Origin of the sequence: Flavobacterium sp. ACN6 (assembly GCF_002304005.1) — a bacterium.
Lineage (GTDB): Bacteria > Bacteroidota > Bacteroidia > Flavobacteriales > Flavobacteriaceae > Flavobacterium.
Genome location: NZ_MRCQ01000001.1, coordinates 215,151 through 231,982 on the forward strand (window position 1 = coordinate 215,151; position 16,832 = coordinate 231,982).

Sequence of the window (16,832 nt, forward strand, 5' to 3'; positions counted from 1 at the left end):
CAGTTGTATTAAAAAGCAAGCTGCAAAAATACAGTTTCCTTTTTGTTTATTACCACAAATTTAAAGTGGATTTTTCGTCAAAAAGTATATTTTTGCTTAAAAATTATTCAAATGGATTTCAACAAAATAATAGAACTTGCGAGTTATACTTTACCAGCGTTAGTTACAGGAGTTGTAGCATATCGTTTTTTTGAACTGCACATTAAAAACAATGACAGAAAACGTGCTTTTTTGCTAAACAAACAAGCTCATAAGGAATCGCTTCCAATACGTTTACAAGCATACGAGCGTATGACTTTATTTTTAGAACGTATTAATTTGACAAAATTATTAATTCGCATTTCTCCTATTTCTCAAAATAAACACGATTACGAAAATTTTGTGATCGAACAAATCGAGCAAGAATTTGAACATAATCTGACACAGCAGATATATATGTCAGACGAATGCTGGACGATTATTGCAACAGCAAAAAACGCAACTATTCAAATGATACGTAAAGTAGCAATGAGCGATAAAGTGGACAATGCAGATAAATTGCGTGAAGTAATTTTGAATGATTTACTAGAGAAACAATCTCCAAGTAATGCTGCTTTAGGATATATAAAAAGTGAAGTTGCTGAAATGTGGTAGAAAAAATATTTTAGAATTCAGATTTTAGATTTTAGATTATGAGAAATCAAGCTAAAATCTAAAATCGACAATCTAAAATCGACAATCTAAAATCACTTATTATCACTCATAACTTCCGACTTATTCTGAGCATATTCATAACCTTGCTCCCACCACTCTTTCATAACATCTTTATTAAAAATCAAAGCGTTATCTGTCAGTTTTATAGGTGTGTAATATAAGTTAAGCTTCACATCTTTATTGTTTGCCATAAGTTTTCCTATAGCAATATCATGTTTTTCGACTTGATCTAAAGCGATTCGGAACAAATCAATCATCAATGAAAATGGGTTTTTACCAATAACAGTTTTGGTTGTATTGACTTCTGTTTCTAATACAATTACGTCTATTTCAGTGGCGCCTCGGTTAATCGCTTCACGTATCGGAACCAAACTTGAAAATCCTCCGTCGCCATACTCGAAATTATTCTTCTCCACCAAACTCATAAACGGAACATAATTACTCGAAATCCAAGACCATTCGCAAAATTCTTCATACGTACAATCTTTTACCGATTTATACTCAGATTCATTTGTAGTAAAATTGGTAACCGTAACAATAACATCTGTCTTCAGTTTTTTCAGATTATTAAAATCTGACAAAGAAAAGTTATTCTTAATATATTTTTTCAAACCTTTACTTTCTCCAAAAGTTCGTTTGCCTTTAAAAAATTGGCGTATAACATTGAAGTGATTAATGGTCACAATATCTACTCCATCTTTATTTTTTACTACAAACGGACAAATATTAAAAATACTTGCCATAGTAACATTAGTATACACGGAGTGAATTTTTTTAATATGACCGAGAGCTAAATGCGGGATTAACAAACTTCCTGTTGAAGTTCCTAAAAACAAATCGTATTCGTGTCTTTTTTCTTCTATTAAATACTGTGCAACACCGCCGGCAAATGCGCCTTTACTGCCACCACCAGAAATAACCAATGCTCTCATAAATTGTAATGTAGGTTTTTTATTTAGAGAATAGAAAAAAGAATAAAGAGCAAAGACTTTCTATTGGTTTAATCTTTACTCGCTCCTTTGGTCTATTTTCTATATTCTATTATCTATATTCTATTCCCTTCAATCTTTTCTCTTGCTTCTTTCCTCTAATTCTCCAAATTACTCTTTCAACAAACGATTCAATTGGAACTGTTCATCGGGGGTCAAATTAGGCAAAATTCTATTAAATGAAGCACGCATTTCGGGATTTTTTAAAAGAACACGAATTGTATCTCTTCCAAACTTAGAAAACTGCCACATATGATGCGTAGTTGCACCAACTAAATTACTCAAAACCTGATCGTTGATTATTTTAAAAGCAATTAACTTTTCTAAAGCATTTTGTCTCGTTGTAGCTTCATATTTAGTTGATGAAAACGAAACCAATTCAGTAATTAAAGATTCTTGTTCACTACTGTAATTTGGCGTTGATAAAACCAGTGAAAGCCATAAGGTACGGAGATTATAATCGTTAAAACCAATCCAGTTTTTAGATTTATCCAAATACTCTGTTCTATGATCTGGGAAATTTCTCCAAAGCCAATACAACGCTATTTCCTGCGTCTGATAGGATTTATCATCTAAAAGTGTTTCGTAATTCAACCTAAAATCTTCTGGAATTTTCGTTAACGTTTGAGCTACATTTTGACGAACCTGAATATTATTTGTTTGCATCGCTAAAAGCAGTAATGCTTTCTTTGACTCATACTTTTCATTTTCCAATTGACCAACAACCGCTTCTTTTACAGATGGATAAACATCAGATTCTAATGTTTTAGTTAAAATATCTATTTTGTCTGCCAAAGGTGTTTTTTTCAACTTATCAATTTCCAATCGTTTCTGAATGGTTTTATTTTTACTCAGCAAAACATTTGCTGTAGGTGTATCAAAAGCAGTCGATTCCAGCCAGGTTTTCTGAAATTTATCCACGTCAAAATCAGATACTTTTTTAATTTCGTCAAAGAAATTTTGAGTATTTACAGTTTGATACGCATATTTATTCAGGTAACTTTTTATGGCTTTTTTAAACGCCTTGTCTCCAATAGATTCATGCAGTACAAACAATGTCCAAGCTCCTTTTTCGTAAAAAGTCAGCGAACTTGCTTTAGCATTTAAAACTGGAATTGTATCGGTTCGTGAAGCAAATTTTATTTGTTGAGCCGTATCGTACAATTTTGAATAAAAATAATCATCTCCGTAAATTTCTCTTTCTGCCAGCAACGCAAAATAAGTCGCAAATCCTTCTTGAAGCCAATGATGCGTACTACTTTCTGCAGTAATTAAATCTCCAAACCAATGATGCGCCAATTCGTGTGCATCGACGTTGGTATAATTTCGATCACAAAATCCTATCGAATCCACCACATATCGGGTTGCAAATAGTGTCGCCGTAGTATTTTCCATTCCTGCATACAAGAAATCTCGAACAGGAATCTGTCTGTTAATCTGCCATGGATATTTTACGCCAATTTCTTTTTCTAGGAAATCAAAAATTCGTTTGGAATAACGATACGTTGGTTCAAAACGATCTGAATCTTTTGGTTCGTAATAATATTCCAACGGTATTTTACTCTTAGATTTGAATTCTTTTTTGTCAAATTTTCCAATCGCGAGCATTAACAAATACGAGCTCATTGGTTTTTGCATTTGGAACTGCCAATGATTTTGATTTCCGTTTACTGCTTTTTCTTTTAAAACACCATTCGAAACGACTTGATATGCCGCGTCATAAGTAATTCCTAAATTAAAAATCAGCTTTTCGTTCACATCATCAAAACTCGGAAACCAATTACTGGTATATCTTCCCTGTCCTTGCGTCCAAATTTGCACTTCTTCGTTTTCTATATCAACAAAATATAAGGCTTGTTTTGGTTTTACTATGTAAGTAAAAGTCAAATGATTCTGACTTTTAGTAAAAGGAAAAATCAATATTAACTGTTTCGTTGTATTTATAAATTTAACCTCTTTATCATTGATTTTGACATTCGAAAATTCCATGTTTTTTGCGTCAAGCGAAATTGTATCACAATCTTTTAAAACCTCGAATTGGAAATCAACCGAACCAGAGACTGTTTTTTCTTTTGAATTTAGTAACAATTGTGCAGAAACAGATTTAAAATCAACGTTTTGAGTTTGCTGTGCAAAAATAAATCCGGTAAATAATAGAAAGATGTATTTCATTGAAAATTTCATTTTAAAGAATCTGTTTCCCAAGATCTTGGATTATTTTTAATATAGGAATAAATTTTATCGAATGTTTTGTAATTTCTAACAATATGATCATGAAAATTTGCTTGCCATATTGATTCTGAACTGGTTATTTCTTTTGTTGTAACCGATTTAAAAATTGTAACAAATGACGAAATTGAATTGGATTTTCGGAAAAATTTTGATTCAGATTGATTCTGTAGAGGCGCACAGCAGTGCGTCTCCGCAACGTTTGTCGACAAAGATTTGTCAAATTCCTTTGTGGATGTGCTGGACGTAGACACACTGCTGTGCGTCTTTACGATATACGCTTCGGGTAAAAATTCGGAATTTGTTTCTGATTCCGATTTATCACATTCCGTTGTCGATATGCTGGGCGTAGACGTACTGCTGTGCGTCTCTACAGTAGAAACGTTCGTTGATTGTATTTCAACTAATAAATGAATATGATTTGGCATAATTATCCAATTATGGAAAAACCAATTTTTACGAATCTTTATAGATTTTAAAAGTTCAGTCTCAATAATCTTTCCATTTTCGTTTAAAATCATTTTTCCTTCTGCAATAGTTCCAAAAAGACATTCTCTATTTTTTGTAACTATCGTAATAAAATAAACTGCTTCACTAGAATAATCCCAATTTCTCAGTCTATTAGAATCGGTTTTAAACTTTTCTTTATATAATGTCATTATTCTGGCATGTAAATTCCCAAAGTTACAAACCTTTCACAAACAAATAGAATGAAATTTGTATGTTTACAGTATAAAATACCAAATCGTGTCTGTACCTCAAAAAGCCATATTTAATTGGAGCAGCGGAAAAGATTCTGCTCTTGCCTTATACAAAATACTTCAAAATCCTGATTTTAAAATTGAATATCTATTAACGAGCGTAAACCAGCAATACCAGCGCATTTCCATGCATGGCGCTCGAGTTGAATTATTAGAAGCACAAGCCAAAAGTATTGGTTTACCTTTAAAAATCATTCAAATTCCCGAAATGCCAACGATGGAAGTTTATGATACTATAATGTTTGAAACCCTGACAGATATAAAAAATCAAGGCATTACACATTCTATTTTTGGTGATATTTTCTTGGAAGATTTGCGTAAATATCGCGAAGATCAATTGGCTAAAGCAGGTTTTAAAGGTGTTTTTCCACTTTGGAAAATTGAAACAAAAGATTTAATTCAAGAATTTATTGCTTTAGGTTTTAAAACAATTGTAGTTTGTGTAAACGAACGCTATTTAGATAAAAGTTTCGTCGGCCGGATTATAGATCAGGATTTCATCAATGATTTACCAGAAAATGTTGATGTCTGCGGCGAAAACGGCGAATTTCATACGTTTACATTTGACGGACCTATTTTTTCAGAACCAATTGATTTTGAAATTGGTGAAATTGTGTATAGAAAATACGAAAGACCTAAAACCGAAGATTGTTCAAATACTGCCTGTGATACCAGTACTAGCGACGCTTTCGATTTTGGATTTTGGTATTGTGATTTGATAAAGAAATAAGATATTAAGTCGACATATCAACCCAGGTTTTTAAATACCACAAACCTTTCTTTTGAATAAAAATATATTCTACGAAAATTCCGTTATCCTTGCCTCGTTGCTTTATAATAACGGTACTATTTTTTGGAACATTTTTTTGTTCATAGTCGCTTCCCTTATCATCAAGTTTGATCATTTTATAATCATTTTTAGCAATTACATAATCAACCTGTTCAAAATCGTCATTATTCATTTTTACTGTTAGAGGAAAATTAATTCTGCTCAATTGAAAATCTTTACTTTCTTTAAATTTCTTTAAAAAAGAACTGAAAACCTCTTCTTTAACAACAGCTTTATTTTGAGCTGTTACTGAATTATTTAAAAGAAACACGCAAAAAATAATTAGTAGTTTTTTCATTATTCTGAATACATATTTAAAAGATTAGTAACTGTGTTCCAGTTTCTAATTGTGGCTGTTACATTTAATTTTTTCTCGATATATTTTTGATCAAAACGGGTTTTTCCTGCGCCAACAGCGTATTTTATAAAAATTTTATTTTCATCAATACTAGCTTCGTCAGGTTTAAACTGACTGATTTTTAAATCGTTTATATTTTCTTTCTTTAAAGCCGTCGAAACAAAAGCAACATATAGTTTTTTAGAATCTATATCTTTCTCTTTCAAAAACGGATTATTAGCAAAGCAAGATTCCAAATCTGCTTTTGTAATTACAACCACAGGAACTTCATGTCCGAAAACTTTAAATATTTCCTGTTTAATCATAAAACCTACTTTCGAAGCATCTTCTTCGCTGTCAATAAACACATTTCCAGATTGTAAATACGTTCGGACATTTTGAAAACCAATATTTTCCAGCATTGTTTTTAAAGCTTCCATTTTCATCATGTTGTGCCCCGAAACGTTGATTCCGCGTAAAAGTGCTAAATGTGTTATCATTATCATTTTTTTAAAAGAAAAAAGTATTCAATTTTAAAATCGAATACTTTTAAATACCAAAAACAAACTTACGTTTTTTATTTTTCTTTTTTATATGTTAATTGGTAATCGCACATTTTCGCCGAATTTTCTAAATGGCCATCTAAAATATATAAAAGTTCACTTTTACCTCCAAAACCACTAGAACAACTGTAGATCAAATTTGAAGGTTCCGAATACGTTAATTGAAAATTAGGTTTGTCTTCACGGGTAAATAATTCAAAAGTTCCTGATAGATTTGCAGTTACTCCATTAACTGTTTTTACTCTCGTAAAAGTATTGTTTTTATTAAAGACATAATGGTCGCTCCAGCCTTCTGCAGTATCATCAATACTTACCCATTTCCCATAGTAATCAGTTCCTGTATATCTCGTATTTTCATCAGAACGATCGTCACTTGAGCAAGCAGCCACAGAAATAAGCACTAAAATTAAAAGTCCAATTTTTTTCATTTTTATAGTTTTTAAGGTTTAACTATTAGTAAGATATTACTTGATAACTATGGTTGCGTCTGCTTTAAGCAATTTAATGATAAGTTAATATTGGACTTGAAATTATAATTCATTTTCAAATTTCCTAATTAAGATTTATCTTCGCTTTCAAATTAAATTCCAATCTAAAAATTCCAAATACCAATTTTTCCCAATCTCAAATCTAAAATCAACCATCTAAAATATTTTAATGTCTAATAATATTCTTGAAACTCCAATTGAATACTTAAAAGGTGTTGGCCCAAGCCGTGGTCAGTTACTGCGTAAGGAATTGGGCATTCATAAATATGGAGATTTAGTCAATTTTTTTCCGAATCGCTATATCGATCGTACGCGATATTATAAGATTAACGAATTGCAGAATACAGGTTCGGAGGTTCAGATTATTGGAAAAATAATTAATATTAAAACGGTCGAATTTGCCAAAAACAAAAAACGTCTTGTTGCCACTTTCGTGGATGACACAGGGCAGATTGACTTAAACTGGTTTCAAGGTCATAAATGGATTCGCGAAAGCTTAAAGCTTAATGAACCGCTGGTTATTTTTGGAAAATGCTCTTTATATGGAAGCCAATTTAGTATGGCGCATCCTGAAATTGAGTTGCTGGCAGAACATGAAAGAAGTCTGCGTTCTGCAATGCAGCCAGTTTATCCTTCAACAGAAGCCTTGACGAATAAGGGAATTTCAAATCGTACCATCAACAAGCTGATGGAACAGCTTTTTTTGGAAACCCAGGCTTTATTTACCGAAACTTTTCCGCCTTATTTGATTGAAGAATTAAAATTGATTCCGAAAAGAGCAGCTTTATTTAATATTCATTTTCCAAAGAGCGTCGATATTTTAGCGAAAGCGCAATTCAGATTAAAATTTGAGGAATTATTTTTTATCCAGCTTCAATTAATTACCAAAAATCTTATTCGGAAACATAAGATTAAAGGTCATCCTTTTGACAAAGTAGGAGAATTATTTAATGACTTTTATAAAAATCATCTTCCTTTTGATTTGACTAATGCTCAAAAGAGAGTAATTAAGGAAATCCGGACAGACATGGGAAGTAATGCCCAAATGAATCGCCTGCTTCAGGGTGATGTTGGTTCGGGAAAAACAATTGTTGCTTTTATGAGCATGCTTCTTGCGATGGATAACGGTTTTCAAGCTTGTTTAATGGCACCGACTGAGATTCTAGCCAATCAGCATTTTCTAGGTTTGTCTGAATTTGCAAATACTTTAAATATCAATATCAGAATATTAACGGGTTCTACTAAAACTTCTGAAAGAAGAATTATTCATGAAGAACTTGAAAACGGTACATTGAAAATTTTAATTGGAACACACGCTTTATTAGAAGATAAAGTAAAATTCCAAAATTTAGGTTTAGCCGTAATTGATGAACAGCATCGCTTTGGTGTAGAACAGCGCTCTAAATTGTGGAAAAAAAATGAAATTCCACCTCATGTTTTAGTAATGACTGCAACGCCAATTCCGAGAACTTTGGCAATGAGTTTATATGGTGATTTAGATATTTCTGTAATTGATGAATTACCGCCGGGAAGAAAACCAATTCAAACCGTACATCGTTTTGATTCGAATCGTTTGAAAGTGTGGAAATTTCTTCGAGATGAAATCGCAAAAGGAAGACAAATTTATATTGTATATCCGCTTATTCAGGAATCTGAAAAAATGGATTATAAGGATTTAATGGACGGTTACGAAAGTATTTCACGTGATTTCCCTCTTCCGCAATATGCTATTTCAATTCTGCACGGAAAAATGAAACCTGCCGATAAAGATGCCGAAATGAAACGTTTCTCGGAAGGAAAAACCAATATTATGGTTGCGACAACGGTAATTGAAGTTGGTGTAAATGTCCCGAATGCGAGCGTTATGATTATAGAAAGTGCCGAAAGATTCGGACTTTCGCAATTGCATCAGCTTCGTGGACGCGTTGGTCGTGGCGCTGAACAAAGTTATTGCATCTTAATGACTAGTCATAAATTAAGTTCTGACAGTAAAACCCGAATGGAAACTATGGTTCAGACTAATGATGGTTTCGAAATCGCCGAAGTAGATCTAAAACTTCGCGGTCCCGGTGACTTAATGGGGACACAGCAAAGTGGTGTCTTGAACCTTCAAATTGCAGATATTGTAAGAGACAGAGACATTTTATCTGTGGCGCGAAATTATGCCATGAAAATCTTAAAAGAAGATTCGGCATTACAAAAACCGGAGCACGCTGTACTTAAAGCTATTTTCATCGAATTGACCAAAAAGAAAAATATTTGGAATTATATTTCTTAGGGAGTGAACTAAGGTTCTGAGATGCTAAGTTACTGAGGTACTGAGGTACTAAGATTCTGAAATTCTGAGGTTGTGAGGTATTATAATGCAACTTATTACTTGATTGTCATTCTGAGCGAAGTCGAAGACTAATGAAAACAAAAAAACCTTTACCCCTTAGCTCCTCAGTCCCGAAGCTTCGGGATAGAACCTTAAAAAAAAAAACATACTTCACTGTATCTGCCTTAAATCCATAAGTTTTCAATATTCAGGTGATTTAGATTTGTTGGGGTGCAAATTTTTATTGAATATCCGAATTGATACAATGAAGCATATTTATGTTTTTAAATTATTTTTTGGGCGGACTTTTAGAAAACAATCCGCTCAATAAACCTTTGCTTATCTTATTTTTATCATCTTTTCCAGTAGCAATCAAATGATCGATATACTCCATGTAGGTTTTCTTTCGTTCTTCCAGAAAACCAACCAAATATTCTTCAGAAGCTTGTACACCACTGGTTTCTTCAATCTGTAAAAGTTTTTTATATAAAGGTTCGATAAATTTTACGATAATTTCGTTTGGAACAGATTTTCTTGTTCCAAAGAAACCTACAATTTCTCCGTCAGTATCTGCGATAATTTTAAAATTGGTTACAACCCAATAAAAACGACCTGTTTTAGCCATGTTCTTTATAATAACATGAATGTTTTCGCTCGATTTAATGCTGTCCCATAAGAATTTAAAAATCACTTTTGGCATATCAGGATGGCGAATTATATTGTGAGGCTGACCAACAAGCTCAAATTCATCATAACCAGAAACATCTATAAAGTCTTCATTGGCATATAAAATTGTCCCTTTTTTGTCGGTCTTACTCAGCAGTACTTTATTCTTGTTCCAATCTACTTCTCGATCTGAAGGTGTTGGACGATTAAATCTGGTATCCATAAATTTTACATTTAAATTAATTTACAATTCAATAGTTATTAAATGAATCTTTAAAATTTTTAATTTAATTCGATTTCTAAAACAAGCAGAATATTTCTGATTTTATGAAAAACCATTTCTAATTCGCTTTCAAGCCATTCTGGAATCTCATTATTCACCGCCAGATTTAGATTGTGAATATCTGTAATAATCTGAATTAGTTTTCTATATTGAAAATCAAGATTATAAACTTGAGAATTATCTCTATATCCTTTTAAAATCTCCTTAACTTCTGCTTCAAATTCAGATGCAGCGCCAATCTTATCGATGGAATTTAGTGTTATACTATCACTTAAAAAATGATCAATAGTTTTTTTTAAATTATGCAGCGTTGGAACTGCAGTTGGAAAATCATGCTTAAACATTGCAGCAGGTTTAAAAAATTAATATGTAGTTGGAAGTTGGTTTTTAAAAATCTAACTCCTGCTGCTTGTTGATTTCACATGAATATCATTCACTAAATCGTCAATTTTCTTGGCGCTTTCTCTCATCATTTCAAGGTAAGTAAGCAATTTATCATTATCGGTATGTCCTTTTGAAACATCAATTAGTTTTAAAACTGAGTTTACAGGAAGTTTCAAATCCAATGTTGTTCTATGAATAAAATCATTATAATCTTTTGTAGCCGACATAGAACTGTATTTAGCAGAAGCCAGTTTCATGTTTTCCAATTCATATTCGTCTGAAATTTTAGAAATATGATTCTCACTATGTTCCTTAAAATAATAGGCCCAATATCCATTCATAAAAAACACAACAGCAGCCAAAATGGTATGAATAAGAAGTGTTTCTATATCAAAATTTACTTGTGAAAAATAAACTTGGAGACCGTTTGCGTCATTGTAAACGAAGTTTTGCAAATATGCCAATCCTGCGTGATGCATCACAACCAGAAGAGTCAGCGGTATTTGAAGTTTCCAGTTTTGATAAATAATTAAAATTGTACTGGCTATAAATACCGTAAAATGCATTTCAAACATTCCATGCATCTGATAAATATACTGAGCCATAAAAATCGCTAGAACAACCGATAAAACATATTGGTAAAACTTAGAATTCTTCATAAAAAATTTAGCCGAATAATAGGCCAAAAGATTTAGCGTTCCCACTCCTACTCCAATTTCGAAAGTGTCATATTTAAAAGATAATCCTATTCCGAGAAGAAAATAAACGGCAAGCACATAATTAATAATCGTATCCGATTTCTGCGTCATTGTTGACATAAAACTGTGCAGATAATCTTGTTCATTTAAACTAGCTTTTGTTTTCATAGGTTTCAGTTTTTTGATTTAGGTGAGATTTATTTAGTACAATTTGGTAACGAACATCCGTATGCCCTCAGGGCAAAAGCATTAAACGAAGGTTTGTAATTTTTATGTAACAGAGAATCAATTGCCATTTGTGCATAATTACTTTTAGCATCAGTGCAATATCTCGTTTTGTTGTAATTACCTCTATAATATAAAGTACGCGAAGAATCTAGTAAAACCGCTTGTGGAGTCGAAAAAACACCGCATTTCGCTGCAATTGCTTCATCAAAATAAATAGGAATTTGAGCATCAAACTTTTTTTGAATTTCATCAATTGTAAAATGTTTCTTTTTGTTTAACACTACAATTTTAAAATTAATCTGACTGCCGTATTTTTTAATTAGCTCGCTAACATGTGGTACATTAAAGCGCGAACACGGACAATCTGGATTAAAGAAATGTATAAATACAGGTTTGTTGTCGAATGCGCAGCAAGGTCCTAATTCAACTTTAGAGCCCATTGCAATAGGGTGATAATTTTGCGGTAGTGGCGTAGGAAGACTGTATTTGAACTCATTCTGCCAAAACAAATAACCAATGGAAAGAAGTAAAAATGTAAACCATAAAAATAGAAGTAATTTTTTCTTCATAAATCATTTTTCGTATTAATTTAACCAAAAAAAAATAAACAGTTGTTAATATAATTATTAACAATATTCTCTAAAAAACTTAAAAAACAACTCCTAAAAACACATTTTAACAAAAAAAACTTTTATAAGATCAACATTATCGTGCAAATTGATTGTTTTGTTTAACATATCAATGTTACAAATAAAATCGTTAAAGTGCAAAAAAAATCAGACAAAATACTTAAATTTTATCTTAGCGTAGAAAAAGTCTGACCTCACACATTTTCAACTTATGATTCTCTTCAAAACTAAATTATCCTGTGGATTCTAGCTTTTAATTAAAAAAATATAATCTTTTATTAAACCTTTTACTCCGTTTGCAGTCTAAATGCAAACCTTTGTAGATACAAGTGTTAAATAAAAGCTAACATCTTTCGATTTCACAACAAAAAGTTAAATTTGCTACTTACTAAAAACGCAGACCTAAAACCATATTCACTTCAATTTTTATGAAAGTAAAACACCTCATTTACACCCTTTTAATAGTAGCCATAGGAGGCTTTATTGCTTATAGAGTGGTATCTAACAAAAGTAAAAACGACGATAATAAAAAATCTGGCGATAAAAACACTCCCACAACTGTTAACGGAATCGTAATAAAAACGGATACTTTTGATAATAATTTATCACTTTCAGGATCTATTGAAGCAAATGAACAGGTAGAAATTCACAGTGAGGTTTCAGGAATTGTAGAAGGAATATTTTTTAGTGAAGGAACCAACGTTACCAAAGGACAAGTTTTACTAAAAGTAAATGATATAGAATTAAGAGCGCAGTTACGACAAGCTGTAACCAGAGAAGGTTTAACTGCAGAAAATGAAAGAAGAGCAAAACTTTTACTTCAAAAAGAAGCTATAAGCCAAGAGGAGGCAGACATTGCAAAAGCAGATCTTGCTTCTGCACAAGCACAAAGCCAATTAATACGTGCGCAAATATCTAAGACATCTGTAAGAGCGCCTTTTTCAGGAAAAATTGGTTTAAGAAATATTTCACCTGGAACCTACATTACTCCAACTGTTTTGGTTGCAAAGTTGGTTAATACTGGAAAATTAAAAATCACATTTTCTATACCAGAGAAATACGCAGCGCAGGTAAAATCTGGAACAACAATCGATTTTACTGTTTCGGGATCTACTAAAATATATAATGCCAAAATTTATGCTATCGAACCTGAAGTTGCCGTTGCGACACGTACACTTCAAATTCGTGCAATTGCAGACAATACCGACGGAAAACTTTTCCCAGGAACTTTTGCTGAAGTAAAACTGCCTTTAAATACAATTAAAGATGCGATTGTAGTTCCTTCGCAGGCAATAGTACCAATTCAGGATGGTAAAAAAGTATTTGTAGCCAACATGGGAAAAGCTAAAGAAGTTATGGTTGATGCTACCACAAGAACTGATTCTTCCATTTTGATTTTGTCAGGATTAAAAGCAGGTGATACTTTAATTACAAGCGGTGTAATGTCATTAAAAGACGAAGCACCGATTAAAGTTAAAGTAAAATAGTTAAAGCTAAAAGTCGTAAGTCAAAAGACTTGAATATAGATTAAAGATACCGGTAAGATTTAGCAACAAATCTGAAATCTAAAATCAATCCCGAGGCTTCGGGACTAAAATCTAAAACCATAAATGAGTTTATCAACTACAAGCATAAAAAGACCTGTTTTAACCATAGTACTGAATCTACTAATCATATTATTCGGTTTTATTGGTTATACCTTTTTAGGTGTTAGAGAATTTCCTTCTATTGACCCTGCGCAGGTTTCTATTCGTACCAATTATACTGGTGCCAATTCTGATATTATTGAATCGCAAATTACCGAACCTCTTGAAAAAGCGGTAAATGCAATTGACGGAATTCGAAATATTACTTCTTCTAGTAATCAAGGAAGCAGCAATATCACTATAGAATTTAATCTTGACAAAGATTTAGAAGAAGCTGCAAACGATGTTCGTGATAAAGTTTCGCAGGCAATCAGGAATTTGCCACAGGATATTGATGCACCGCCGGTTGTTTCTAAAGCAGATGCTGATAGTGAATCTATCATCTCAATGACGGTTCAAAGTGATACCAGAAGCTCATTAGAATTAAGTGATTATGCAGAAAACGTTATTTCACAGCGTTTAGAGACTATTCCTGGAGTAAGCGCCGTACAAATTTGGGGACAAAAAAGGTACGCAATGCGTTTATGGATCGATCCATCAAAACTTGCGGCGTACGGTTGTACCGTGGCCGAAGTGCGCGCTGCACTTAATGCTCAAAATGTAGAATTACCATCTGGAAAATTAACTGGAAACAATACTGAATTAACGGTAAAAACAATTGGAAACTTATCCAAACCAGAAGAATTCAATAATATTATCATTCGTACAGACGGTGATAAAATCGTTCGTTTAAGCGATGTCGGCGGAGCCGAATTAGGACCAGAAAATATCGAAACTGGACTAACCTCTTCTGGAATGCCAATGATTGGATTAGCAATTGTACCAATGCCAGGAGCCAATTATTTGGATATTTCGTCTGAGTTTTATAAAAAATACGAAGCTCTAAAAAATGATTTACCCAAAGATATCAAACTTAATATTGCGCTTGACAATACACAATTCGTAAAAAAATCTGTACTAGAAGTTGTCGAAACATTAGGAATTTCGATACTTCTGGTAATTATAATTATTTACTTATTCTTTAGAGACTGGGCAATTGCGTTCAGACCTTTAATTGATATTCCTGTATCGTTAATTGCTACATTCTTTGTTATGTGGCTTTTAGGATTCTCTATAAATGTCTTAACACTTTTAGCTATTGTTTTGGCTACAGGTTTAGTGGTCGATGACGGAATTGTGGTTACCGAAAATATCTTCAAAAAAGTCGAAGAAGGAATGTCGCCTATTGAAGCAGCTATTAAAGGTTCTAATGAAATTTTCTATGCCGTAATTTCCATTTCGGTAACACTTGCCTCGGTATTTTTACCCGTAATTTTCTTAGAAGGTTTTGTTGGCCGACTCTTTAGGGAATTTGGAGTTGTAATTGGTGCGGCCGTATTGATTTCTGCCTTTGTATCCTTGACTTTAACGCCAATGCTGAATGCATATTTAATGAAAGGCGGCGAACAGAAAAAATCTAAATTCTACATTAAAACAGAACCATTTTTTGAAAAAATGAACAGCGGTTATGCTGAAGCGCTTTCTAAATTTATGGAAAAGAAATGGATCAGTTTTCCAATTCTAATTGTTTGTTTTGGAATTATCTATTTATTTTTCACCATTCTTCCAAAAGAAACTGCTCCATATGATGATCGTAGTTCTGTAACCATGCGTATGACTACTCCTGAAGGTTCTTCTTATGATTATACCAATCGTTTTATGCAGGAAATATCACAGCTGGTTGACGATTCTATTCCAGAAAAGAAAGTAAGTCTTGTTATAACAGCTCCTGGATCGGGAGGTTCTGCAGCGAATTCTGGTTTTATCAGACTTTCATTAAAGAATCCAGAAGAAAGAGAACGATCTCAAAAAGAAATTGCTGATCAATTATCAAAATGGACTAAAAGATATCCTGATGCCAAAACATCTGTAATTCAACAGCCTACAATTGCCGTAAACAGACGTGGAGGTCTTCCTATTCAATATATTATTCAAGCTCCAACTTTTGATAAACTGAGAGAAAAAATCCCTCTTTTTATGAACGAAGTGGGAAAAAGTGATGTTTTTTCTACTACTGATGTGAATTTGAAATTTAACAAACCCGAAATCAATGTTTCAATTGATCGTGCAAAAGCAGAAAGTTTAGGGATCTCGATTATTGATATTGCACAGACTTTACAGCTTTCGTTAAGCGGACAGCGTTTTGGATATTTCATTAAAAATGGAAAACAATATCAAGTAATTGGTCAGTTTGATCAAAAAGACAGATCAAAACCTTTGGATTTGACTTCGATGTTTGTAAAAAACAAAAACGGAGAATTAATTCAAATGGATAACGTTGTCAAAGTTTACGAGCAGAGTAATCCACCGCAATTGTACCACAACAATCGTTATATGTCGGCAACTGTTGCTGCAGGTTTGGCTCCAGGAAAAAGTATGGGAGACGGAATTAAAGAAATGGACCGAATTAAAGCTAAAGTTTTAGACGAAACTTTTACAACCGATTTAAGTGGAGAATCTCGAGATTTCGTAGAAAGCAGCTCGAATACTTCTTTCGCCTTCGGATTGGCTTTATTGCTTATTTTCTTAATTCTTGCCGCACAATTTGAAAGTTTTATTGATCCGTTTATTATCATTCTAACTGTTCCAATGGCGGTTGCAGGAGCTTTATTTTCACTTTGGTTATTCAATCAGAGTTGGAATATCTTCAGCCAGATTGGTACCGTAATGTTAATTGGTCTGGTAACCAAAAATGGTATTTTGATAGTCGAATTTGCGAACCAGTTACGCGAACAAGGGAAACCAAAATTAGAAGCTATTTTAGAAGCTTCAGAAGCGCGTTTACGTCCAATTTTAATGACCAGTTTGGCAATTGCTTTGGGAGCACTTCCAATTGCAATGTCACTTGGAGCTGCGTCAACTAGTAGAATTGGTATGGGAGTTGTAATTGTAGGAGGAACCATTTTTTCATTGGCTTTAACGCTTTTTGTAATTCCTGCTATTTATTTAATGTGGTCTAGGGCTAGAAAACATTATCCAGAATTTGACCATATTGACGAATACGAAAAAGAAAGTATAAAATAGAAACCAAAAAATCACGAATTTTATTGCAA

At 32.8% G+C, this 16,832-nt stretch carries 15 protein-coding genes; 5 read left to right on the top strand and 10 right to left on the bottom strand.

Annotated elements, in window-relative coordinates:
- Positions 1 to 111: 111 nt before the first annotated feature.
- A complete protein-coding gene (locus BSF42_RS01050; RefSeq protein ID WP_095951270.1) occupies positions 112 to 633 on the top strand; it encodes a hypothetical protein in 522 nt (173 codons plus the stop codon).
- A 92-nt stretch (positions 634 to 725) separates the two neighbouring features.
- Here BSF42_RS01050 and BSF42_RS01055 read toward each other — a convergent pair whose 3' ends face one another.
- The 3 genes from BSF42_RS01055 to BSF42_RS01065 form a co-directional block, all read right to left on the bottom strand.
- Positions 726 to 1,625 carry a patatin family protein gene (locus tag BSF42_RS01055; protein WP_095951271.1) on the bottom strand — a complete coding sequence of 300 codons (900 nt, stop codon included), beginning with the start codon at positions 1,623 to 1,625 and terminating at the stop codon, positions 726 to 728.
- A gap of 168 nt (positions 1,626 to 1,793) precedes the next feature.
- Positions 1,794 to 3,854 (bottom strand): M1 family metallopeptidase, encoded by a 2,061-nt coding sequence (locus tag BSF42_RS01060; RefSeq protein ID WP_095951632.1) that lies wholly within the window; start codon positions 3,852 to 3,854, stop codon positions 1,794 to 1,796.
- Between the two features lie 8 nt (positions 3,855 to 3,862).
- Positions 3,863 to 4,570: a transposase gene (locus BSF42_RS01065; protein WP_095951272.1), complete on the bottom strand. Its 708-nt coding sequence runs from the start codon at positions 4,568 to 4,570 to the stop codon at positions 3,863 to 3,865.
- Positions 4,571 to 4,658: 88 nt separating this feature from the next.
- On the opposite strand from BSF42_RS01065, the gene BSF42_RS01070 reads away from it, so the two are divergent.
- Positions 4,659 to 5,402: a diphthine--ammonia ligase gene (locus BSF42_RS01070; RefSeq protein ID WP_095951273.1), complete on the top strand. Its 744-nt coding sequence runs from the start codon at positions 4,659 to 4,661 to the stop codon at positions 5,400 to 5,402.
- Positions 5,403 to 5,406: 4 nt separating this feature from the next.
- Here BSF42_RS01070 and BSF42_RS01075 read toward each other — a convergent pair whose 3' ends face one another.
- From BSF42_RS01075 to BSF42_RS01085, 3 genes are all read right to left on the bottom strand, one after another.
- Positions 5,407 to 5,799: a DUF4348 domain-containing protein gene (locus tag BSF42_RS01075; protein ID WP_095951274.1), complete on the bottom strand. Its 393-nt coding sequence runs from the start codon at positions 5,797 to 5,799 to the stop codon at positions 5,407 to 5,409.
- Positions 5,799 to 6,338, bottom strand: coding sequence for a DUF1697 domain-containing protein (locus BSF42_RS01080; RefSeq protein ID WP_095951275.1), 540 nt, complete (start codon positions 6,336 to 6,338; stop codon positions 5,799 to 5,801). The genes BSF42_RS01075 and BSF42_RS01080 overlap by 1 nt, the downstream gene beginning before the upstream one ends.
- Before the next feature lie 77 nt (positions 6,339 to 6,415).
- Complete coding sequence (locus BSF42_RS01085) at positions 6,416 to 6,829, bottom strand: hypothetical protein (RefSeq protein ID WP_095951276.1); 414 nt, start codon at positions 6,827 to 6,829, stop codon at positions 6,416 to 6,418.
- Between the two features lie 229 nt (positions 6,830 to 7,058).
- On the opposite strand from BSF42_RS01085, the gene recG reads away from it, so the two are divergent.
- On the top strand, positions 7,059 to 9,167 hold the full coding sequence (gene recG / locus BSF42_RS01090; protein WP_095951277.1) for an ATP-dependent DNA helicase RecG: 2,109 nt from the start codon (positions 7,059 to 7,061) through the stop codon (positions 9,165 to 9,167).
- 328 nt (positions 9,168 to 9,495) lie between these two features.
- Here recG and BSF42_RS01095 read toward each other — a convergent pair whose 3' ends face one another.
- Genes BSF42_RS01095 through BSF42_RS01110 form a run of 4 tightly spaced genes read right to left on the bottom strand, consistent with a single transcriptional unit; the run spans position 9,496 to position 12,034 of the window.
- Positions 9,496 to 10,095: a PAS domain-containing protein gene (locus BSF42_RS01095; protein WP_095951278.1), complete on the bottom strand. Its 600-nt coding sequence runs from the start codon at positions 10,093 to 10,095 to the stop codon at positions 9,496 to 9,498.
- 59 nt (positions 10,096 to 10,154) lie between these two features.
- Positions 10,155 to 10,499: a hypothetical protein gene (locus BSF42_RS01100; RefSeq protein ID WP_095951279.1), complete on the bottom strand. Its 345-nt coding sequence runs from the start codon at positions 10,497 to 10,499 to the stop codon at positions 10,155 to 10,157.
- 51 nt (positions 10,500 to 10,550) lie between these two features.
- Positions 10,551 to 11,405, bottom strand: a complete 855-nt coding sequence (locus BSF42_RS01105) for a hypothetical protein (RefSeq protein ID WP_095951280.1) — start codon at positions 11,403 to 11,405, stop codon at positions 10,551 to 10,553.
- A gap of 29 nt (positions 11,406 to 11,434) precedes the next feature.
- The gene (locus tag BSF42_RS01110) at positions 11,435 to 12,034 is read right to left on the bottom strand and encodes a thioredoxin fold domain-containing protein (RefSeq protein WP_095951281.1); all 600 of its coding nucleotides are present in this window, start codon (positions 12,032 to 12,034) and stop codon (positions 11,435 to 11,437) included.
- 488 nt (positions 12,035 to 12,522) lie between these two features.
- Between BSF42_RS01110 and BSF42_RS01115 the strand changes: the two genes are divergently transcribed.
- The gene (locus tag BSF42_RS01115; RefSeq protein ID WP_095951282.1) at positions 12,523 to 13,581 is read left to right on the top strand and encodes an efflux RND transporter periplasmic adaptor subunit; all 1,059 of its coding nucleotides are present in this window, start codon (positions 12,523 to 12,525) and stop codon (positions 13,579 to 13,581) included.
- Between the two features lie 123 nt (positions 13,582 to 13,704).
- Complete coding sequence (locus BSF42_RS01120) at positions 13,705 to 16,803, top strand: efflux RND transporter permease subunit (protein WP_095951283.1); 3,099 nt, start codon at positions 13,705 to 13,707, stop codon at positions 16,801 to 16,803.
- Positions 16,804 to 16,832 lie beyond the last annotated feature (29 nt).